The organism is uncultured Sulfuricurvum sp., from assembly GCF_937936435.1.
Lineage (GTDB): Bacteria > Campylobacterota > Campylobacteria > Campylobacterales > Sulfurimonadaceae > Sulfuricurvum.
Genome location: NZ_CALDDG010000134.1, coordinates 1 through 19,949 on the forward strand (window position 1 = coordinate 1; position 19,949 = coordinate 19,949).

Here is a 19,949-nt window from a genome sequence, read left to right on the forward strand (position 1 = left end):
CTTCTTCGGGAGAATTCCGAGGGGATTATCTGTACCTCGGCGTGTTTGCAGGGGGAAGTGAACTGGCATCTCAATACCAACGGCGAACGTAACGTCAAAAACGGGGCGTTAGGGTATGACGAGGCCAAACGGATCGCGCTGGAGTACCGTGAGATATTCGGAGATGATTTTTATATGGAGATCATGCGACACGGGATCGCCGATCAGCTTTTTATCGATGAGCAGGTGATTAAAATCTCTCGAGAGACGGGGATCAAACTGGTCGCGACCAATGATACCCACTATACTTTTCCCGACGATGCACAATACCACGAAGCGTTTATGTGTATCGGGATGAATAAACTCTACGACGATCCCAAACGGATGCGCCACTCGGTTCACGAGTTCTACATCAAATCGCCCGAGCAGATGGCACGCCTCTTTGCCGATATCCCCGAAGCGCTCTATAACACGCAGGAAATCGTGGACAAATGCCAGTTGGAGCTGAAACTGGGGAACCCGACACCGCCAAATTTTAAATTTACGACCGAATACGCCCGTGAAGAGGGGCTGGAAATCACCGAGGATTCGGAGTATTTTATCCACTGCTGCCGCAAAGGTTTGGAGATGCGGCTGGTTCACGTACCGACCGAGCGCCATCAGGAGTACCGTGAGCGTCTGGAGTTCGAGATCGACGTCATCAATCAGATGAAATTCCCGGGCTATATGCTTATCGTTTGGGATTTCGTACGCGAAGCAAAAAAAATGGGGATTGCCGTCGGACCGGGACGGGGATCGGCGGCGGGAAGTCTGGTCGCGTACGCGCTGGAGATCACCGACATCGATCCGATGAAGTACGATTTGCTTTTCGAGCGTTTTTTGAATCCGGAACGGGTATCGATGCCCGATATCGATATGGACTTTATGCAGGCGCGCCGCGGTGAGATCATCGACTATGTCGTGCGTAAGTACGGGCGCGAGCAGGTGGCGCAGATCATTACCTTCGGTTCACTTCTGGCTAAGGGGGTCATTCGCGACGTCGCACGGGTTTTGGATATGCCGCTTTCTCAAGCCGACATGATGGCCAAACTGATCCCGGATGAATTGGGCATTACCCTGAACGGTAAAACCAAAGGGGGAGAGTTCAAACCCGGAGCGTTTCAAAAAGAGCCGAAGATCGCCGAATTGATCGAAAGTGACCAGCAGGCAGCGCGGGTTTGGGAGTTTTCCAAAAAACTCGAAGGTCTCAAACGCAACGCCGGGATGCACGCGGCGGGGGTTGTTATCTCTAACGAACCGTTATGGAAGAAAACCCCGATCTACAAACCTTCGGGGGAGGAGACGTTCGTCACCCAGTATTCGCTCAACTACCTCGAAGACATCGATCTGATCAAATTCGACTTCTTGGGGCTTAAAACACTCGACGTTATCGATAACGCGATCAAACTGATCCAAAAACGGTACGATAAAACGATTGATTGGCACGCAATCGACGAAAACGATCCGAAGGTGTACGAAATTATCCAAAGCGGTGACACGATCGGGATGTTCCAGATCGAGAGTTCGGGAATGCAGGATCTTAACCGCCGTCTTAAACCCAGCTCATTCGAGGACTTGATTGCGGTACTCGCTCTCTATCGTCCCGGACCGATGGAATCGGGGATGTTGGATGATTTTATCGAACGTAAACACGGTCGTCAGGCGATCACTTATACATTCGATTCGATGGAGCCGATCCTCAAACCGACCTATGGAGTCATCGTCTACCAAGAGCAGGTCATGCAGATCGTACAAACGGTCGGAGGATTCAGCCTCGGCGGGGCGGATATCGTACGACGTGCGATGGGGAAAAAGAAACTCGAAGAGATGCAAAAGTACAACAAAGAGTTCAGTGAGGGGGCAGCCAAGCAGGGGCTGGATTACCAGAAGGCCTCCGAACTCTTCGACCTGATCGAAAAATTTGCCGGATACGGGTTCAATAAATCGCACTCGGCGGCATATGCGATGGTCACCTTCCAGACGGCATGGCTCAAAACCTACTATCCGCAGGAGTTTATGGCGGCATTGCTCACCTCGGAGAAAGACAATACCGACAAGGTCGTCAAATACATCGACGAAGCCAAACGGATGAAAATCTTCCTAGGAGCACCCGATATCAACCATTCGCAGCTCGAATTCTCCGCAATCACCAAAGACGATCAGGATCAAATCCTCTTCGGTCTCGGAGCGATCAAAGGGGTCGGTGAAGCGGCGGTCGAATCGATCCTCGAAGCGCGCAGCGAGGGTGAATTCAAAGACATTCAGGATTTTATCAATCGTATCGAGCCTCAAAAGGTCAATAAAAAAGTGATCGAGTGTATCATCAAAGCCGGAGGTCTGGATCAGTTCGGATACTCACGCCGTGCCTTGATCGAGCAGGTCGAGGTGATGGTCGAGACGGCGAAAAAAGGCTCATCGCTCAAAAAAGATGCCCAATTCAGTTTATTCGGGGATGATGAGGAGGTGACGGCGGTCGAACTCAGCCTCAAAAATTATGAGGAATATGACCTCAAAGCGCTGCTGGATTTCGAAAAAGAGACGCTCGGATTTTACGTATCGGGGCATCCATTGGATAATTACCGCGAACAGATTGATGCGATCAACTACACCCTCTCCAGCGAAGTGGAAAACATCGCCGATGGTTCTACCGCGATCTTTATCGGAAAGGTCGAAGAGATCACGAAAAAGATGTCGAAAAAAGGGTCTCAGTTCGGACTAGTGAGCCTGATGGACTTTCACGGCAATATCGAGATGATGCTCTTCTCTGACAAGCTTGAACAGTTGGAGGGGATGGATCTGGACGAACCGATCGCGTTCAAGGTCAAGGTAACCCACACCGAGATGTTCACCCGTATCAGTGTCACGAAGATTATGACGCTCAACGAAGCGAAAAAAGAGGCGAAAAAGGTGGAGACGAAGATCGTCGAAAACCTCCCGCCGCCGGAGCCGTTACAACTGCGTATCCGTCTAAGTGAAGATTTGGAATCTCTCCAAAAACTCTATACGATTGTCCGACGCCATCCGGGACGCCGTCCGATTAAACTCACGATCGTCTCAAAACTGTGTGATGTTGTGATCGATTCTGCGATACGGGTCGATAATAAGGTGATTGAAGAATTAAGTGCGCTAGAAGATGTGAATGTGATTTAGTCAATGAGCAGTGAGATTGAAAAACTTGAAGCAGATATTTGCAAACTCGTAGAATTGTCACTTTGTGATAAAACGTATTGCGCTCAAATCTCATTTTTTCTATCTCAAAAAACTATAGATAAAGCATGGAAGCATTTTTTTATTGACATTCGGGATTATACATGTGTGATTCACAGCGATGAAATTCGGCATATCAAAAAAGAGCATCACGATGATGTTTATCTCGTCTGTAAAATTCCCTATTATCTCGAAAAATTTGTCAAATTGGAACGAAGTATTGTTCCTGATAGAAAAACGGGTAAGCCTGTAACGTCTTTAATTTTTATCAAGCGAAACGAGGATAATAGTGTCAAAATGGTTAAAACGAATCTGAGTAGGGAAAAGATTTTGCGATTGAAAACGCTGTTTGAAGTGGTGTAGCAGACCAAAAACTGCTACGATTTTACGGTTGTTAGCTAGTGCCTAGCCGAAGCTATCCTTTGCCTTACGTCCTAAACGAACTCCGATGGTCTTTAACGTTTACAGAGGCTATCTGTTGACCCAAATTATACGCCATATTGACGATGATGTCAATATGGCGTAATACAGTGATTGAAGAACTTGCTGCACTTGAAGAAGTGGATGTGATTTAGGGAATAAAATAGCTATTTTTTCGGTATTATTTTAAGAAAAATAATTAGTTTAAGTGATTTAATGAGGGTCTGATGACGAGTTTGCAGGATATTCGCAATTCTATTGATAAAATCGACAGTCAAATTATCGCGCTTATCGCCAACCGTTGCTCGCTTGTCCTCTCCGCTGCACAGTTCAAGGACTCTCCCGTAGGGGAAACCGGAGTCCGTGTTCCTGAACGTATAACCTCTATGCTTTTATCGATACGTAATCAAGCGGAAGAAAAGGGATTAGACCCTGATTTTATAGAAAAATTATTTTCGGATTTAATCGAGCATAGTATTGGGCTTGAACATGAGGAGTGGCTTTCTCTTGCTGAAAATAAATGATATAGATAAACATCAAAATCTATCTTATGATTTTGATGTAGAAGAGAGTGTAGATAGACTCCTTTATCCTCAGCCTTCGCAAGCAAAAACAACGATTCATGAATATTTAACACTTTTTCCAAAAACACGTTATTACGGTAGTAAAAAGCGAATTCTTGGGTGGATATATGATAATTTAAAAGATTTAGAATTCCAAAACGTTTTAGATTGTTTTGGAGGAACGGCAAGTGTATCTTTACTTTTTCAAGCAATGGGTAAAAATATAACTTTTCATGATGCACTACAATCAAATACTATATCTGCTAAAGTTTTGTTACGTGGTGGAATCAGTAGTAAGCAACTAATCAAATTTGAAAACTTTTTTAATGAAATTAAGCCTATCCAAACGGGGTTTATCTCTCAAACATTTCAAACTATTTATTTTACAGATGAAGAAAATAATTGGTTGGATGGAGCTATCGAAGCAATAAAAAGTCTTAAAAATAAATCTGATAGAGAATTATGTTTATATGTACTATTTCAGGCTTCTATGATGAAACGTCCTTATAACTTATTTCATCGTGCTAATCTATATCTTCGAAACGCAGATGTCAAACGTAGTTTCGGCAATCTCACAACATGGAATACACCATTTCCTGAAACTACAAAAAAAATCCTTTTTGAATTACATAAACTTCCAAATCGACATGAACATGACTTTTGTGTTTTATCACCATCAAGCGCTGAAGATATACCTGCTAAATATGATTTAGTATATATTGACCCACCATATATTTCAGATACTACAAAAAATGATGGTTATTGGAAAAAATATCATTTTTTAGAGGGGATAGCTCAATATGATAAGTGGCATTCGATGATAGATAATAGTCATAAGACAAAGATGCTTCATATGAATCCACATATTAAAAAATGGGAATCAAAACATGAGTTTACACAAAGACTTTTTAATCTTATAGAACAGCATAAAAATTCAATTGTGGTGCTTTCTTATATGACGAATGCTATTCCAAGTGTTAAAGAGTTGGAAGAACTTTTTAGATTACATTTTAAAAATGTTATTTTGAATATTCATCCGCTTAATCATGCATTGGCAAAGACAAAACGGACAGAAATTTTATTAATAGGAGTACCTTTTGGGACTATTTGAAAAAACATGGCAACTTAATCAAAGATATAATGTAATTCTTCTTTTTGTACTCGCACTAATTGTTTCTTTAATAGCTGTTTTCAATGCTCAAGATGATAATTTGAAAAATATATTTATTAGTATAAGTGCGGGGTTAATTATTGCACTTATTCAATTTGGGTTGAGTTGGTATGAATATATCACGATTGATAAATATCGAAGAATGGGTATAAAAAATATTTATGATAACAAATATAAAGAAGAAATGTATGGAGAAAAAATCAAGAATGCAAAACAAAAAATATATTTGATGGGAAATACTGCGGGTAAATTTTTGGAGGATTTTGCTAACGTGTCATCTCGAACGTCTGCAAAACAAGTTTTGATTGAAAAGTTAGAAAAAGGAGTTGAAGTAAGAATCTTGGTTGGTGCAAAACACATTTTTGACGGTCAAGAAAAAAGGCTCCGAGATTATGCAGATGCACAAGAAATTGTGAGTAGACTTAGAGATAAATATCCAAATTTCGAATGTAAATATTATTCACATGAGCCTGCTCATAGTATTTTTATTTTTGATAATGAATGTTTTATAGGACCAATTTTTTCTGGTATAAGTAGCTTCGATATACCTTTTATTCATATGTACAATGAAAGTGAATTTGCTTCAAACTATATAGAATATTTTAATGAAGAATGGAATAAAGCTAATTGTGATGACAATTAATATTTCATCTCGTCTCCATACTACTCTAATTTCTCTTCACTCCAATGGCTACCGTCAAAACGGTGGTTTCGGTTTTGCGATTGAAGAGCCATCATTGAGCATACGTGGCGAACAGTCTCAAAGTTTTGAGATTATCGATCATCGTAAATATGGTTTTAGTATGGATGAGAAACAGCGGTTATTGAATACCCTCAAGCAAACAGCAGATCAAAAAAAATTCTCCCAAAAATGTACCATCAAAATCTCCGGTGATGTAGCATCACACATGGGATTCGGAACAGGGACGGCGATCCGACTCGCATCGTTGGAACTGCTCTATTTGATCAATGATGCAGAATATACGGAACAGGAAATTATCAACGCTTCAGGCAGGGGAGGGACATCGGGGATCGGTATCCATACCTACTTTAACGGTGGCTATGTTTTCGATATCGGACGAAGTGATCCGAACGGAAATTTTGCCCCTTCGTGTGCGACCGAGAAAAATCCATCTTCGCCGTTAGCCCTCATACAAGGATCAATGCCGAAATGGGAAATAGGTTTATGTATTCCAAGAAATATATTTCCTAAGTCTGAAGAGGAAGAAAAAGCTTTTTTTAGTCAAACTTGCCCAATAGAACCATCCGAATCGTATGAAGCACTTTATCATGTCGTTTATGGAGTATTGGGGGGGATTAAAGAAGAGAATAGGGCAACATTTGGCGAAGCGCTCAAAAATATCCAATCGTGCCGATGGAAAAATGCCGAACGACAACTATATGATGGGCAAATTGAACGGATAGAAAAAGTGCTCTACGGTTTAGGTGCTGATTCGGTTGGGATGTCAAGTTTGGGTGCATCACTTTTTTTTATCGCTGATGATATACAAAACGTTATGAAAACCGCTAAAGAACTTTTACCCGAATGCGATCTGCGCGTGACACGACCTAATAACACGGGACGAACTGTTATCCATGACTAATCTCGAAATCATTTTTATAACTTCGAGCCGAATCAAACTTGCCCATGTGCAGTATTTAGCGCGTGAATATCCGATTACTATCGCAAAACAAAAAAACTACGGTATTGGGTATGTAGAACCCCGCATTTATGATCGTGATCAGCTTTTAAATGAAAGTTATAAAGATGCGTTGGAACGGTTTACTAAAAATGTTTCCAATCCGGATGAAAAATTTTTTATTATCGAAGATACATCGGTCATTATCGATGCGTTAAGTGAAAATGGAAAAGAAGTGCCCGGATTAGATATCAAATATTGGATGAAAGAACATTCTTTCGAGATGCTTGATCTCATGTTAAAGGGCAAGGGAAATAACCGTAAATGCACTGTTCGTTCGGATATTATTTTGCACCTTCCGAAAAGATTACGGGATAAATACGGGATTGATTACAAACAGTTTATTGGTACAGTAGCGGGAAATATTGTTACCTCGGAGCATGAATATTCGACAAATCCATCCTATCCTTGGCTCGATAATAAAACGTTCAACAAATGGTTTGCACCTACGGATGATGTACCGCTCGGTGCCATGACAGTTCAGCAATCCGAAGAGTATGATTTCCGAAAAAAAGCTTTTGATCAAGTGCGTGTATTTTTGGAAGAGGAAGAGTGTATCAAGGAAAATACTGCTCCCGCGATCAAACAATACGCATTACCTCTCTATTTCGATCATCTGATTTTAGTTGGACCGACATGTGCCGGTAAAAGTACTCTTGCAACCCATCTGTCCGAAAATTATGGGTATTTTCACTTGGAAGCTAGTGATTTCATGCACCAAAAATTTTATGAGCTTCATGGTGTTAATACAGAGTTGACAATTGGAAATTTTGCACAGAAAGCACTTTTGGAAAATCCTTGTATCGTTGCCGATCTGATCGCAGATCATATGAATAGCCTAAAAGATACGCCTGTCATTATCAGTGGTTTCCGTCATCCTCTGGAAATAGAGTGCTTTTTGAAAAAATATAAATGTGATATTAAGATCGTATATATTAATGCTGATATTCTAATACGATACGAGCGTAATAGAAACCGCAAACGTAAAGATGATGAAATAACATTCGAAAAATTTAAAGAAAAAGATCATCAACAAGCTGACATGGGATTGATGGACATGTTTACTCATTATCAAGGGACTGAGCTAAAAAATGAAAAAAGTGTTAATGATTTCTATACTGAATTCGAACAGAAATATAGAAGTATTTTGCCGGAGCGATTGATAAACTATTTAGATCAAATAGACGGATTAGAAAGATTGAAGCTTAATGATGCAATTCTTATCGCATTGTACTTTGATGTACAAAGAAAAGAAGACTCAGAGGAAGAGACTGCCTATACAACTACAGAAATTGCGGCATTAATTAATAATACATTAGGAATTGAAAAATATAAAACTAATGTCAGCAGATATTTTAACCAAAATTTTTATCCCTATTTCGATGCTGAGAAGGGAACCCCAATAAAATATAAGATAAATAGCACGGGTGTAAGCATGGCGCGGTATTTGATAAAAAAACATCAGTAAATTGGTTTCATTTGACAAAGCGTACGCTTTTTGGTACGATTTGTCTATAAGGAGCTAACATGACCAAAGTTATCACTGCCAGTCAAGCTCGATCTGACATCTACAATCTCATCGATGAGACGGCACAGAGCCACGAACCGATAATCATCACGGGCAAACGCCACAACGCCGTTATGCTCTCCCAAGAGGACTGGAAAGCGATAGAAGAGACGTTATACCTCACCTCTATCCCAAACATGGCACAATCGATTACGGATGCCATGAATGCACCTGATAGCGAATTTAGCGAATCGGTCGAATGGTAGAGTACAAAATCCTCTACAGCAAAGAGGCGCAAAAAGATGCGAAAAACCTCTCTGCCGCAGGATTAGCCGATAAGGCAAAAGAGCTGATCGAGATTATAAAATGCAACCCGTTTCAAACCCCTCCGAGCTACGAAAAACTGGTCGGTAATCTGAGCGGAGCCTACTCCCGCCGTATTAACATCAAGCACCGTTTGGTCTATCAGGTGATAGAAGAGAGTAAAACGGTGAGAATTTTACGAATGTGGAGCCATTACGGAGAGTGAAATACAATCCATTGTCTCAGTTCGACACCTGATAAATATAGAATGATTTCTCTTTAAACCCTTTTTTCCGCGCAGTGTAAACTTCATCGAGTTCGACATACTTCCAAAAAGCTTTCAGCTCGTTTGCTCTGTCGTATCGGGAAACAAAAATCCCCGATTGTGTCTTAAAATTCATCCCTTTTTGCCACCAGTCGAACTGACTTTTACGCGTCGGAATCGGAACCCATACCTCTTTTCTGAGAGAGTAGGTGAGTGAGGAAGCCAGCGTCAAATGATCGGCAAATATAGGTTGCGGCGGATAACCTTGGAGATGATGCGCCAGTTCCTCATAGCCGAATAGACGGTTTTGGGGATTGTGCTTTCCTTCCAATCCGAATACAAGCGGATAGCGGATCACACCGATCAGAATAAGCGAGAGGATGACTCCGGCATAAAAGGTCTTAGTGAGGTTTTGTCTGGAGATCAGATGGGCTACGGCGATACCTGCCGAGATAAAGGCCGGGGCGACCCAGTTAAGCTCCATTTTTTTATAGACCCCTTTATAGAGAAAAAAAACGATTGTCAGAAGAGCCGGAAGAATGACGAAAAACTGTTTTGGATCGCTATAGCTCTCTTTTCGGGTAAAAAGAGAGAGCAAGAGGAGGAAAAAAACGGGGTTGAACATCCCCGCCATGCCGCCTAGAAATGCAAGATCATCCATCAGGTGAAGACGGTTTTCCCCGCCGGAGTTACCGTGATGGTATTGGAAGGCAAAACTGATGAAATCATTGTCGATATTCCAGAAAATGACCGGTAAAAAGGCGATTATACTGGCTAAAAGTGCGAGGTAAGGGCGCGAGGTCATCCATTCTCTAGGCGTTTTGATCGCCAGAAACAGAAAATAGCTCGCCAAGAGCAGGATGGCGGTATATTTGGAGGAGAGGGCAAATCCTCCCATCAGTCCTGCAAGCAGATAATCATTGATCCGTTTGTCAAAAAATGCTTTGGCGGCGAAATAGAGCGATGCCGACCAGAACAAAATCAGCGGACTGTCCGGCGTCGTGATCGTCAGACCGAGAGTAACGGCAGGAGAGAGGATAAAGAGTATTACGGCATAGAGGGCGCTGCGACGATCGAACAGATAATCGGCCGTTTTAAAAATAAAAAAGGCCGCTCCCGAAAAACTGATCAGATTGACTGTACGAATCATCCAGATATCATCGCCGAAGAGGGTACACAATTTGATGAAATAGGCGATCATATAGGGATGGTCATAGTAACTGAGTGAGAGATGTTTGCTCCAAAGCCAATAATAAGACTCATCCATGTACAGAGGTGTCGATACGTTAAAAAAAATAGCCGATAGAAGGGCAAATAATACGACAAGATAGGTTTTAGATTCCAGAGTCATATTCTATACCTAATACCGTTTTCCGACCAATCGGTAATAGAGCATATATGTGAGGACGACCCACGAAATACCGACCATCCATATCGCATGAAAACCGGTCCATTGTTGCAAAACGACGGAGAGTACGTAATAGGCGACGACGGCAACAAACAACCATAGATAGATCCATCGGTTTTGGTGGCGGGCATGAACGATACCGAGTGCGAGGATGAGCCAAATAGATAATATGGGAAAGAGGCTCAAAAGGATATTCGTAATAAACGCACGCACCTTTTTATCATGGCGATCTTCTCCGGTCCAATAATCCAAGGTTGAACGGTATGTTTTAATCTTTTTGGTAATCGAGTTGTTGATATAGGCTGTTTGAAAGATCATCTCTTTAAAGGTGCCGTCATTGTAACTGTAGGTTTTGCCATCGTCTAATTTCAGTCGGGTAATGCCGTTTTGATTGATGATTTCGGCTTTTTTGGCCGAAATAAAGATTTCGTTTTTCTCGGCTTTATTGAAGAGGACGACATCTTTGAAAACGTTTTTTTCATCGTCACTGTTGTTGATGAAGAGCATCCAGTCGCCGAAATTATGTCCGAACTCGGAAGCGGCCAGGTTGAATTTGGCTTCTACCTTCTTTTTTTCCAAAAAATTGGCGGACGTGACGTTGATAAAAGGGGTGATGATGAGAAAATCGATCAATAGCAACAGACTTAATAAGAAAGCGGGAACCGAAAAAATTTTTGCGATATGTGTCGGGGATAGACCCAATGAAAATACGACGACCAGCTCATTATCGTTTGAGAGGCGATAGAGGGTTAGAACGGTGCTGACGATAAACGCGACGGGAAGGGTATAAAAGAAGAGCTCCGGCAAGGTAAATAGATACAGAAGTCCCATCTCGGAAAAATTGAGCTGAATGATAGCGGTATAGGTGGAGACTTTGATCAAAAAGATCATCGATGCGATAGTAAAAAGCGGCAGATAGATCGAAAAAAACAAAGATGAAAGATTGGAAATCAGATAACGCTGGAGTCTATTCATGCGACCCTGCCGGCGGTTGCAGCTTTGCAAACCAAAAACGGTATAAAAGATCGGCAGTGGCCATCATAACGAGAAACGAAAAGAAAGCATCGCTTAGAAAATGTCCCCCCTGCATAATACGCGTAGCGCTCACTACAACCCCGTATGCGGCAGCACCGAAGAGAATCCACCGTTTTCGAAAGAGAAAATAAAACGCGATAAACCCGAATGCAAAAGAGCAGTGTCCGCAGGTAAAGGAGCCGTTCGTTTTGCATTGGTCGGTCACTTCAAACGGTTTTGAAAACGTTTTATGTCCTCCGAATTCGACGATCTGAGAAGGGCGGGCTCTGCCCACATTTTCTTTGAGAAATGCATTGACGATGATTCCCGAACCGATGCCGAAAACGAGCAATACGTATAAAACAGAGCGTGTCGTCAGGACTACCAGCTGTTTTTTAACCATCTGAATATAGATCAGCGAGCCGATGACGGCAACCGAAAGTACGACGGCGAGGACGTTGACGCTTTTATAGAGAAAAAAGAGTTCCGATTCCCGGCAGAGATAAAATCCCTGATTTTTGGTATAAAAAAGAGAGCTGACATACAGATCGATATTCGGAATGAAAACTAAAATCGTGCCGATTATTAGGAAAGAAGCATAAGCCCATATTTTCATTATTACTCATCATCTGGTGGATTAAATCGACATTTTCGAAATACCTGTAAGAGTACACGATGAAGATAACGGTTGTACTACAAAACGGGCATTAGAGAATTTTTTGAAAGACAAGCAGGTTCACGATATCAAAGAAATGCTACAATAGTGCACTATAGTATGACGAACCGATAAAGAGAGTAGAGAGTATGCGCCAGTTTAACGAAGAGATGATCAGTTTTATCAATGCTTCCCCGACCCCGTTTCATGCGGTACAATGGATGGCACAGATGCTGGAGTGCCGCGGATTCATCCGTTTGTACGAAGATGAACCGTGGGAACTGAACGATGGAAGCGATTATTATGTCACCCGAAATGACTCCTCGATCATCGCGTTTACCTATCCGCCGTGCAACGAAAAAGGATACACTCTCGTCGGAGCCCATACCGACTCTCCCCACCTGAGACTCAAACCCAATCCGCTGACTACCTCGGCAGGGGTAAAACGTCTGGGGGTAGAACCATATGGTGGTGTTTTGTTCAATCCGTGGTTCGACCGCGATCTCGGATTGGCGGGACGTGTGGTGTATCTTGACGGCGAAGTGCGGAAAGAGGCTCTGATTATGATCGATCGCCCGATTGCCGTGATTCCGTCTTTGGCGATTCATCTGGATCGCGAAGCCAATACTTCCCGCACCGTCAATGCACAGACCGATATCGTCCCTATGGTAGCGTGCGGTGAACTCGATTTTGAGACATTCATTCTTTCACAGATTCAGGAAGATACGACGGGTTTGACTCTCTTGGCCCACGAACTCAGTTTTTTCGATACCCAAAAAGGTTCTTTCGCCGGGATCAACGAAGAATTTATCACTTCGGCACGTCTGGACAATCTTCTCAGCTGTTTTGTGGGGTTACAGGCATTGATCGACGCATCGTATCCGATGATGGTGGCGTGTATGGATCATGAAGAGGTGGGAAGCGATTCGCATGTCGGTGCAGGAGGCACGTTTGTAGAAGAGACATTGCGCCGTATTGCGGGTGAGGAGTTTACGACGCTGATGCATCGCTCTATCATGGTCTCATGTGACAATGCCCATGCACAGCATCCGAATTTCCCATCCAAACATGAATCGGAACATGCCCCTATCCTGAACGAAGGTTTGGTGATCAAAATCAACTCCAACCAGCGGTATGCGACAAGTGCACGTACACAAGGGCGTTTGATCCAATGTGCCAGAGCGTTGCACGTTCCGACGCAGACCTTCGTCACTCGAAGCGATATGGGATGCGGAAGCACCATCGGGCCGATCAGTGCGACACGGCTGGGAATAGAGACGATCGATGTGGGGATACCGACGCTGGGGATGCATTCGATCCGTGAACTTTCCGGTGTCAACGATGCTTATGGGCTTTATCGTATCTTGATGCATCTGGGTGATTTCTGATGCCGGAGATGATCTCTGCCGCCGAACTCAAGGCGCTGATCGATCAAACCTATAAGGTCGAAGAGGAGTATGTCGCTCTTCGGAAGTCGTATGCCCATCTGCAATCGACGGTCGAGCAGGTGATCGAATTTTTGCCCAATGCGATTTGGATCGTAGAAGAGGACGGCTCGATTTTTCTCCAAAATTCTCAGGCAAAAGGTCTGGAGGCTTTGTTTGAAATTCTGCGTCTGGACGATGAAGATTACGAGGTGACGTTTAATGAACGTTCATATTTGATCAAATCGGCTCGTCATAATGAAAAACGGCTCCTCAGCGCCACTGATATCACCGAACAAAAACGGAAAGAAAATCTGGCGACGATGGGGCAAATGGCGGCACATCTGAGCCATGAGATACGCAATCCGATCGGTTCTATCGCACTGCTGGCATCGACATTGATGAAGCGGGTTAAAGAGGAAAACAAGCCGATCGTTTCCGAAATTCAAAAATCGCTCTATCGGATCGAGCGGATTATCAAAGCGACATTGATGTTTTCCAAAGGGGTCAGTGCCCAGAAAAACGTTTTGAACTGGGGACAGATCCGCGAATCACTGGTGAGCGCGATCGGATATTACAGCTATGCCAAACCGATAGAGTTTGCGTTTCCTGAAGAGGATTTCGAACTCATCGGCGATTTGGATCTGCTCTCGATGCTTTTTAGCAATTTTGTATTTAACGCCATCGATGCGATCGAACTGGATGAAGAAGAAGAGGGGAAAATCGAAATTACCCATACTCAGGAGGGGAACCGTCATACGTTTCGGATTTACGACACGGGGATCCCGATCGAGAACGAAAAATGGCTTTTCGAAGCGTTTAAAAGTACCAAAGAACGGGGGAACGGTTTGGGGCTGGTGTTAGCGAAAAACATCGCCGAATCACACGGAGGGGATATTAAAGTGTGCGAGGGAGCGCGTAAGGGATTCGAGATAACTCTCTCGTCCTAGAGAGGTTTCGGTTCTCCCAAATAATACCCTTGCAGATAATCGACGCCGAGTTCAACACATTTTTCGTAAATGGCTTCGGAATGGACGAATTCGGCAACGGTTTTAAGACCGAGATGTTTGGAGAATTCGGTGACGGCGATCAATATGGTTTGGGCATTGGTGTCGCTATCGATACTTCGGATCAACGAACCGTCTATTTTGAGTAAATCAACGTCCAGTCGTAAAATATGGGCAAAGTTCGAATAACCCGTGCCGAAGTCATCGATTGCAATGCGTGAACCGAGCCGCTTCGCTTCGTCGATGAAGGAAGAGACCTCTTGATAGTTTTCGATCCCTTCGCTTTCGAGAAGTTCGAAAATAACCCGTTCGGGATGGGATGAATCACGCAGTTTTTGGATAATGAAGTTCTTCGTCGGAATGTCGAAGATATCGTCAACGGAGAGATTGATCGAGAAACTCGAATCGGTCGTTTCAATCATCCTAAATACTTCTTCGATCACAAACTGGGAAATCAGCGGATAGAGACGGGACTGTTTAGCCGCAGGGAGGAAATAGCCCGGTGCGATAATCGAGCCGTTGGTATCGATCATCCGTATGAGGGCCTCATATTCCACTATTTCCCCGTTTTTCGGATCGATTATAGGTTGATAATAGAGGGTAAAGCGTTTTTCTTCAATCGCCTCTTTAACTTTTTTACTCCATAAAATATTATGTTGATACTCTTGTTTGATCTGCATCGTCTCATCATAGAGCATATAGCTCAGATGACGTTTTTTGGCGGATTTAAGTGCCATATCGGCATTGGCAAGCAGGCTTTGAGCCGTTAGTCCTTGATTGCGCAAAGCGACATCCATCCCCATCGTCAGGGTGATATAGATACTGGCACCGTGGAGATTGTAGTGTTGTGACTGGAGATGATGGATGATCGAGAGTCGGGAGGCTTCCAGTTGTGCAAAACTCATCGATTCGACTAGTGCGATAGCATACTCGTCGGAAGGCATTTTGTAGAGGCTCATCGGTAAATCCCTGATCGCCTCTTTGATCGAACGGGCAAGTGTCAACAACGCTTGGTCTCCGACGGCATGGCCGTAGAAATCGTTGATCTCTTTAAAGTTATCGATGTTGAGAAGCATCAATGCATAGAACGGTTTGGTATTGATATCGCGTAACAATGCGTTTCGGTTCGGTAACAGTGTAAGGTTGTCTGTATGAAGCTGATGTTCGAGTTTTTGGTTGAGTTCGCGTGTTACTTGAGTATCGCGGTCGATTCGTAAAATCAGGATTCGAAAACCGTAATGCAAAACAACTCCCATGACGGAAAGCAGAATCAGACTCACTATCATAAGATTACGAATTTCGCGTTCGTATTCGTATACATCGTCGGTAACGTCGAATGCACAGGTCATCATGGCGATCGGATCGTTTTTAAAATCGTTGAGTACGCGTGAAGCGATAATATAGGTGCGATTGTCGATGTCGTAGCGGTTACTTTGTTTAAAAGTGAAATTTTTCGGTAAATGTTCGAATAAAATGTCGTTTGAGGAGACGAGGGTATAACCTTGATAGCGGATGATTCCCGGCTCTTCGAGAAGTGTTTTCAGTTTGACGGTGTCGAAGGCAATGGCACTTTTGATACCTGAATGCATATTCAGCCGTTTTTGCACGCGATCGATATCGGCGGAAGTCTGGATGACACCGATAAAACGGTCTCCTTTAAAGATGGGAAGAATGGTTACCAATGCTACTCTGTAGATAGTGACATCCAAGGCACTTTGAGGTTGACGTGTTTTAAGGGCATTGGCCAACATAGGGCGTTTGTCCGTTAAATTATCACCGTAGCGCTTAGGATCCTGCATACGTAAGAAATGGATGCCGTTAGCGCCGATAAAGCCGGCGAGATCTGCTTCTCCCCGGCTTTTTGCCTCTTGGAAATAGGGTTGTGTGAGTTCAAAAAGTTTCTGACGATCACCACGTTCAAAAGCATCGACAATCGCCTGATTGCTCGAAATCTTGCAGGCAAGTGCGTTTAGCCCTTTTTGGGTATCGTACATTGCGAGCTGAAATGAATTACGCAGCAATGCACGATGTGCAGAGGTTTTTTCTTCCAGAACCTGCTTTTTATCATTGATTATCGTCACGATGAAAATAGTAATCAATAAGAGGACAAGCCCCATGGCATAAAGAGTTGCTCTCTTTTTGATTTTTTTCAACTTATCACCTTTTTCTCACACCTGTTAGGTGCGATTATAGCATAAACTTAAAATAAAACTGACGTAAAAAGAATAAAAAAAATGATCAGATTAGATGTGTGGGAAAAGAATGGAACCGAGCCGGACCATATTTGCCCCGCAGCGGATTGCGAGCTCGAAATCACTGCTCATTCCCATGGAACATACCGTTGCATTCGGAAGCTTTTCGAAGAGTGCATGGGTTGTCTCGAAACTTTTAGCAACGATTTTCGGATCGTCGCAATGCGCACCGATACTCATAATCCCCTGTAGACGCAGACGGGGGCATTCTTCGTGAATCTGTGCGTAATGTTCTAAATAGGTCTCGGGCGAAAATCCCGATTTGCTCTCTTCATATGCCGAATTCACCTGTACCAGTGCGCGGAGGTTTTTGTCTTCGCGTTCAAGCCGTTCGTTCAGCGCACGTGCTAAATCCAATGAGTCGATTGAGTGGACGAGGAAGGGATTGACCGAGAGGAGATGATTGATTTTATTTTTTTGGAGTGTACCGATAAAGTGCCATTCGATAGGGAGTTCCGAGAGGGTTTGCGATTTGGCGACCAAGTCTTGAACCCTGTTTTCTCCGAAAGCACGCTGTCCGATCGAGTAGAGTGTTGCAACGGCATCGGCATCGACGTATTTGCTGGCGGCGACGATTTTAACGATGTGATGTCCGTCTACGCTTAAACGTGCTTTTTCGATCCGTTCGATAATCCGATCGAAATGGAGTTTGTGTTCCAATGTCGTCATTGCATCAACCTTGTAATATCATTGTAGAGACCTAAACTCATCAAACCGAGCAGGATAACCCATCCTCCGATCGTCAATCGGGTAATGACCTCTTCGCTCGGTGCTTTGCGGCGGATCATTTCATAGAGGTTGAACATAATATGTCCACCGTCGAGTGCGGGGATCGGGAGGAGATTCAACACTCCGAGATTCACGGAGATGAGAGCGCTAAAGAAAAAGAGACTCATCCATCCGTATGCCGTTGCATCGGCGGTAATTTGGACGATACTGACGACACCTCCGACCTCTTTGGCCGGAACGACGCCGGTCAGAAGTTTTTGGACGCTTTGAAAAATAAGCAGCGAAGAGGTATAGGTCTCGTCGGAAGCGTATCGGAGGGCTTCTGCAAACGAGAGGTTGAGTGTGAGCGTTTCGCCGGCAGGGGCGATACCCACCATCGGTTGACGGACAATCTCTTTAAAGATATTTTGAGACTCTGTGATTCTCGGAGTCACGTTGATTTGTTGAATCATGCCGGAACGGTCGATAGCCAGAGTCAGGGTATGGGAAGAGGATTTAATGTGTTCTGAAAGTTCATTCCATGTCGTGATCGTTTCACCGTTGACCGAGAGGACTTTGTCCCCTTTGAGAAGGCCGGCAGCTTCTGCAGGAGAGGCGTGTACGACATCCCCGATAACGGGTGAAAGCGCTTTCGGGCCACCTAATGCGATGGCATAAAAGAATATCCATGCCAGAGCGAAATTAGCCAAAGGACCGGCAAGGAGAATAATGATCCGTTGCCACGGCTTTTTGACGTTATAGCTGTCGTTGTCATTACTGCTGGCTGTAGGATCGCTGTCGTCTTGCCCTTTCATTTTGACATAACCCCCCAGAGGGATTGCCGATATCTGCCAGTCGGTATTCATCCATCGGAAAGAGGCGATTTTCTTGCCGAATCCGATACTGAAAACTTCGACGTAAACCCCAAAAAAACGGGCGGCGGAATAATGTCCGAGTTCATGGAAGAAGATGAGAGCCGAAAGGACGGCGAGTGCTATAATCCAACTCATGCGCGGTGCCTGTTTTGATAAGCTTTGCTAAAGCCTGCGAGATATTCGCCCCCGGAATAGAGGGTGAGCGCGACGGCAATCCATAAAAGTAGAGCACCGCCGTTCCAATGCATCAATAAAAAGCCGATTGCGATCATTTGGGCAACGGTTTTGACTTTCCCCGCCCATGAGGCACTGATATCGATCCCCTCAGAAAGGGAGAGGGTACGAAGACCCGTAATAAACAGCTCGCGTACGATAATAATATAGATGGCCCATGCCGATGCGGCTCCTGTCATCATCAGTCCCAAAAATGCGGCAAGAGTGAGCATTTTATCGGCAAGCGGATCGAGGATCTGCCCGACGATGGTGATTTGGTTAAGCTCTCGAGCCACATATCCGTCAAAAAAATCGGTGACGCTGGCTATGACGAACAGCAATGCAGCGATGTAGTAGCTCCAGCTGATATGCCATCCCGCATCGGTAAAAACCTGGGGATTCAGGATAATCCAGAACATCAGCGGAGCGATGAGGAGACGGATAAAAGCTAAGATATTGGGAATATTGATCATCTAAACGTGGTGCCGCCGTCAACGATGATCGTTTGTCCCGTGATCCAGCTCGCCTCTTCGGTACAGAGGAAATAAACCGCCCCTGCAATATCGTTCGGACTTCCCATGCGGTTAAGCGCCGAGCGTTTGATCGTCTCGGCTTTGACCTCTTCGTAGTTGGTAAACGCCTTGAGCGCATCCGTGTCGATAGGACCTCCGGAGACGGCATTTACACGGATATTCATCTCTCCAAGTTCGACCGCTGCGTAACGGCTCATCGCTTCGACGGCCGCTTTGTTCGTCCCGTGACCGGCATAGTTCTCGATATAAATAAGATTGCCGGTACTCGACATGGTAACAACCGCACCGCCGCCGACTTTCTCCATCCGTTTCGCCGCTTCTTGGGTTCCGACGACGAAAGCATTGACGGTTGCCGTGTAGATGTTGTTCAAACCTTTCGGTTTGAGACGCATAAATTTACCGTATCCGCCGACGACGGGACGTCCGTAGATCATGGCGTTACTAACGAAAAAATCCACACGGTCGAAATCGGCATCGATGGATTCAAAGAGAGGTTTGAACTCGTCTGTTTCCAAAATATTAAGAGGATAGGCTCGTGCTTTAATGCCGTATTTGCTTTCCCACTCATCAGCCAATTTCTGTGCCGTTTCGGCGTTTGAGTTGTAGGTAAATGCGATATTGACACCGTTTTGCGCAAATTTTTCGGCAATCGCTTGTCCGATCCCTTTGGTTGCTCCGGTGATAACGAGTGTTTTGCCTTTCATAT

General features: G+C 44.1%; 19 protein-coding genes. 11 read left to right on the forward strand and 8 right to left on the reverse strand.

Annotated features, from left to right (window positions below):
* The 9 genes from dnaE to Q0389_RS12765 form a co-directional block, all read left to right on the forward strand.
* Positions 1 to 3,168: DNA polymerase III subunit alpha (gene dnaE, locus Q0389_RS12725; RefSeq protein WP_298694733.1), on the forward strand; the 3,168-nt coding region annotated here is incomplete at its 5' end.
* A 3-nt stretch (positions 3,169 to 3,171) separates the two neighbouring features.
* Positions 3,172 to 3,588, forward strand: coding sequence for a hypothetical protein (locus Q0389_RS12730; RefSeq protein WP_298694735.1), 417 nt, complete (start codon positions 3,172 to 3,174; stop codon positions 3,586 to 3,588).
* A gap of 284 nt (positions 3,589 to 3,872) precedes the next feature.
* Complete coding sequence (locus tag Q0389_RS12735) at positions 3,873 to 4,169, forward strand: chorismate mutase (RefSeq protein ID WP_298694737.1); 297 nt, start codon at positions 3,873 to 3,875, stop codon at positions 4,167 to 4,169.
* Entirely contained in the window at positions 4,153 to 5,319 is a 1,167-nt protein-coding gene (locus tag Q0389_RS12740; protein ID WP_298694740.1) for a DNA adenine methylase, read from the forward strand. Before Q0389_RS12735 ends, Q0389_RS12740 begins: the two co-directional genes overlap by 17 nt.
* The gene (locus Q0389_RS12745; protein WP_298694743.1) at positions 5,306 to 6,022 is read left to right on the forward strand and encodes a hypothetical protein; all 717 of its coding nucleotides are present in this window, start codon (positions 5,306 to 5,308) and stop codon (positions 6,020 to 6,022) included. Before Q0389_RS12740 ends, Q0389_RS12745 begins: the two co-directional genes overlap by 14 nt.
* Complete coding sequence (locus Q0389_RS12750; RefSeq protein WP_298694803.1) at positions 6,012 to 6,983, forward strand: beta-ribofuranosylaminobenzene 5'-phosphate synthase family protein; 972 nt, start codon at positions 6,012 to 6,014, stop codon at positions 6,981 to 6,983. The genes Q0389_RS12745 and Q0389_RS12750 overlap by 11 nt, the downstream gene beginning before the upstream one ends.
* Entirely contained in the window at positions 6,976 to 8,547 is a 1,572-nt protein-coding gene (locus Q0389_RS12755; protein ID WP_298694746.1) for a non-canonical purine NTP pyrophosphatase, read from the forward strand. Before Q0389_RS12750 ends, Q0389_RS12755 begins: the two co-directional genes overlap by 8 nt.
* Positions 8,548 to 8,606: 59 nt before the next feature.
* Positions 8,607 to 8,852 carry a type II toxin-antitoxin system Phd/YefM family antitoxin gene (locus Q0389_RS12760; RefSeq protein ID WP_298694749.1) on the forward strand — a complete coding sequence of 82 codons (246 nt, stop codon included), beginning with the start codon at positions 8,607 to 8,609 and terminating at the stop codon, positions 8,850 to 8,852.
* A complete protein-coding gene (locus tag Q0389_RS12765; RefSeq protein WP_298694751.1) occupies positions 8,846 to 9,115 on the forward strand; it encodes a Txe/YoeB family addiction module toxin in 270 nt (89 codons plus the stop codon). Before Q0389_RS12760 ends, Q0389_RS12765 begins: the two co-directional genes overlap by 7 nt.
* 16 nt (positions 9,116 to 9,131) lie before the next feature.
* On the opposite strand, the gene Q0389_RS12770 is transcribed toward Q0389_RS12765, so the two are convergent.
* Genes Q0389_RS12770 through Q0389_RS12780 form a run of 3 tightly spaced genes read right to left on the reverse strand, consistent with a single transcriptional unit; the run spans position 9,132 to position 12,192 of the window.
* Positions 9,132 to 10,505 carry a glycosyltransferase family 39 protein gene (locus tag Q0389_RS12770; protein WP_298694753.1) on the reverse strand — a complete coding sequence of 458 codons (1,374 nt, stop codon included), beginning with the start codon at positions 10,503 to 10,505 and terminating at the stop codon, positions 9,132 to 9,134.
* A 9-nt stretch (positions 10,506 to 10,514) separates the two neighbouring features.
* Positions 10,515 to 11,537 (reverse strand): LptF/LptG family permease, encoded by a 1,023-nt coding sequence (locus Q0389_RS12775; RefSeq protein ID WP_298694756.1) that lies wholly within the window; start codon positions 11,535 to 11,537, stop codon positions 10,515 to 10,517.
* On the reverse strand, positions 11,530 to 12,192 hold the full coding sequence (locus Q0389_RS12780) for a phosphatase PAP2 family protein (protein ID WP_298694758.1): 663 nt from the start codon (positions 12,190 to 12,192) through the stop codon (positions 11,530 to 11,532). Before Q0389_RS12780 ends, Q0389_RS12775 begins: the two co-directional genes overlap by 8 nt.
* Before the next feature lie 188 nt (positions 12,193 to 12,380).
* Between Q0389_RS12780 and Q0389_RS12785 the strand changes: the two genes are divergently transcribed.
* Together Q0389_RS12785 and Q0389_RS12790 are read left to right on the forward strand one after the other, a co-directional pair.
* On the forward strand, positions 12,381 to 13,619 hold the full coding sequence (locus tag Q0389_RS12785) for a M18 family aminopeptidase (RefSeq protein WP_298694760.1): 1,239 nt from the start codon (positions 12,381 to 12,383) through the stop codon (positions 13,617 to 13,619).
* Positions 13,619 to 14,605, forward strand: a complete 987-nt coding sequence (locus Q0389_RS12790) for a HAMP domain-containing sensor histidine kinase (protein ID WP_298694762.1) — start codon at positions 13,619 to 13,621, stop codon at positions 14,603 to 14,605. The genes Q0389_RS12785 and Q0389_RS12790 overlap by 1 nt, the downstream gene beginning before the upstream one ends.
* Here Q0389_RS12790 and Q0389_RS12795 read toward each other — a convergent pair.
* The 5 genes from Q0389_RS12795 to Q0389_RS12815 all read right to left on the reverse strand — a co-directional run bounded on the left by Q0389_RS12795 (position 14,602) and on the right by Q0389_RS12815 (position 19,947).
* Positions 14,602 to 16,815: an EAL domain-containing protein gene (locus tag Q0389_RS12795; protein WP_298694765.1), complete on the reverse strand. Its 2,214-nt coding sequence runs from the start codon at positions 16,813 to 16,815 to the stop codon at positions 14,602 to 14,604. The two genes, Q0389_RS12790 and Q0389_RS12795, sit on opposite strands and share 4 nt — an antisense overlap.
* Before the next feature lie 90 nt (positions 16,816 to 16,905).
* The gene (locus Q0389_RS12800) at positions 16,906 to 17,583 is read right to left on the reverse strand and encodes a YggS family pyridoxal phosphate-dependent enzyme (RefSeq protein ID WP_298694767.1); all 678 of its coding nucleotides are present in this window, start codon (positions 17,581 to 17,583) and stop codon (positions 16,906 to 16,908) included.
* Positions 17,580 to 18,632 carry an RIP metalloprotease RseP gene (gene rseP / locus Q0389_RS12805; protein ID WP_298694769.1) on the reverse strand — a complete coding sequence of 351 codons (1,053 nt, stop codon included), beginning with the start codon at positions 18,630 to 18,632 and terminating at the stop codon, positions 17,580 to 17,582. Before rseP ends, Q0389_RS12800 begins: the two co-directional genes overlap by 4 nt.
* Positions 18,629 to 19,183, reverse strand: coding sequence for a CDP-diacylglycerol--glycerol-3-phosphate 3-phosphatidyltransferase (pgsA, locus tag Q0389_RS12810; RefSeq protein WP_298694771.1), 555 nt, complete (start codon positions 19,181 to 19,183; stop codon positions 18,629 to 18,631). Before pgsA ends, rseP begins: the two co-directional genes overlap by 4 nt.
* Positions 19,180 to 19,947 (reverse strand): enoyl-ACP reductase, encoded by a 768-nt coding sequence (locus Q0389_RS12815; RefSeq protein WP_298694774.1) that lies wholly within the window; start codon positions 19,945 to 19,947, stop codon positions 19,180 to 19,182. The genes pgsA and Q0389_RS12815 overlap by 4 nt, the downstream gene beginning before the upstream one ends.
* Positions 19,948 to 19,949: the final 2 nt, after the last annotated feature.

What these genes read in the sequence shown, in the direction of transcription:
- Q0389_RS12730 (WP_298694735.1), top strand. Translation starts at nt 3,172, where the DNA reads ATGAGCAGTGAGATTGAAAAACTTGAAGCAGATATTTGCAAACTCGTA.
- Q0389_RS12735 (WP_298694737.1), top strand. Translation starts at nt 3,873, where the DNA reads ATGACGAGTTTGCAGGATATTCGCAATTCTATTGATAAAATCGACAGT.
- Q0389_RS12750 (WP_298694803.1), top strand. Translation starts at nt 6,012, where the DNA reads ATGACAATTAATATTTCATCTCGTCTCCATACTACTCTAATTTCTCTT.
- Q0389_RS12755 (WP_298694746.1), top strand. Translation starts at nt 6,976, where the DNA reads ATGACTAATCTCGAAATCATTTTTATAACTTCGAGCCGAATCAAACTT.
- Q0389_RS12760 (WP_298694749.1), top strand. Translation starts at nt 8,607, where the DNA reads ATGACCAAAGTTATCACTGCCAGTCAAGCTCGATCTGACATCTACAAT.
- Q0389_RS12765 (WP_298694751.1), top strand. Translation starts at nt 8,846, where the DNA reads ATGGTAGAGTACAAAATCCTCTACAGCAAAGAGGCGCAAAAAGATGCG.
- Q0389_RS12770 (WP_298694753.1), bottom strand. Translation starts at nt 10,505, where the DNA reads ATGACTCTGGAATCTAAAACCTATCTTGTCGTATTATTTGCCCTTCTA.
- Q0389_RS12775 (WP_298694756.1), bottom strand. Translation starts at nt 11,537, where the DNA reads ATGAATAGACTCCAGCGTTATCTGATTTCCAATCTTTCATCTTTGTTT.
- Q0389_RS12780 (WP_298694758.1), bottom strand. Translation starts at nt 12,192, where the DNA reads ATGAAAATATGGGCTTATGCTTCTTTCCTAATAATCGGCACGATTTTA.
- Q0389_RS12785 (WP_298694760.1), top strand. Translation starts at nt 12,381, where the DNA reads ATGCGCCAGTTTAACGAAGAGATGATCAGTTTTATCAATGCTTCCCCG.
- Q0389_RS12790 (WP_298694762.1), top strand. Translation starts at nt 13,619, where the DNA reads ATGCCGGAGATGATCTCTGCCGCCGAACTCAAGGCGCTGATCGATCAA.
- Q0389_RS12800 (WP_298694767.1), bottom strand. Translation starts at nt 17,583, where the DNA reads ATGACGACATTGGAACACAAACTCCATTTCGATCGGATTATCGAACGG.
- rseP (WP_298694769.1), bottom strand. Translation starts at nt 18,632, where the DNA reads ATGAGTTGGATTATAGCACTCGCCGTCCTTTCGGCTCTCATCTTCTTC.
- pgsA (WP_298694771.1), bottom strand. Translation starts at nt 19,183, where the DNA reads ATGATCAATATTCCCAATATCTTAGCTTTTATCCGTCTCCTCATCGCT.
- Q0389_RS12815 (WP_298694774.1), bottom strand. Translation starts at nt 19,947, where the DNA reads ATGAAAGGCAAAACACTCGTTATCACCGGAGCAACCAAAGGGATCGGA.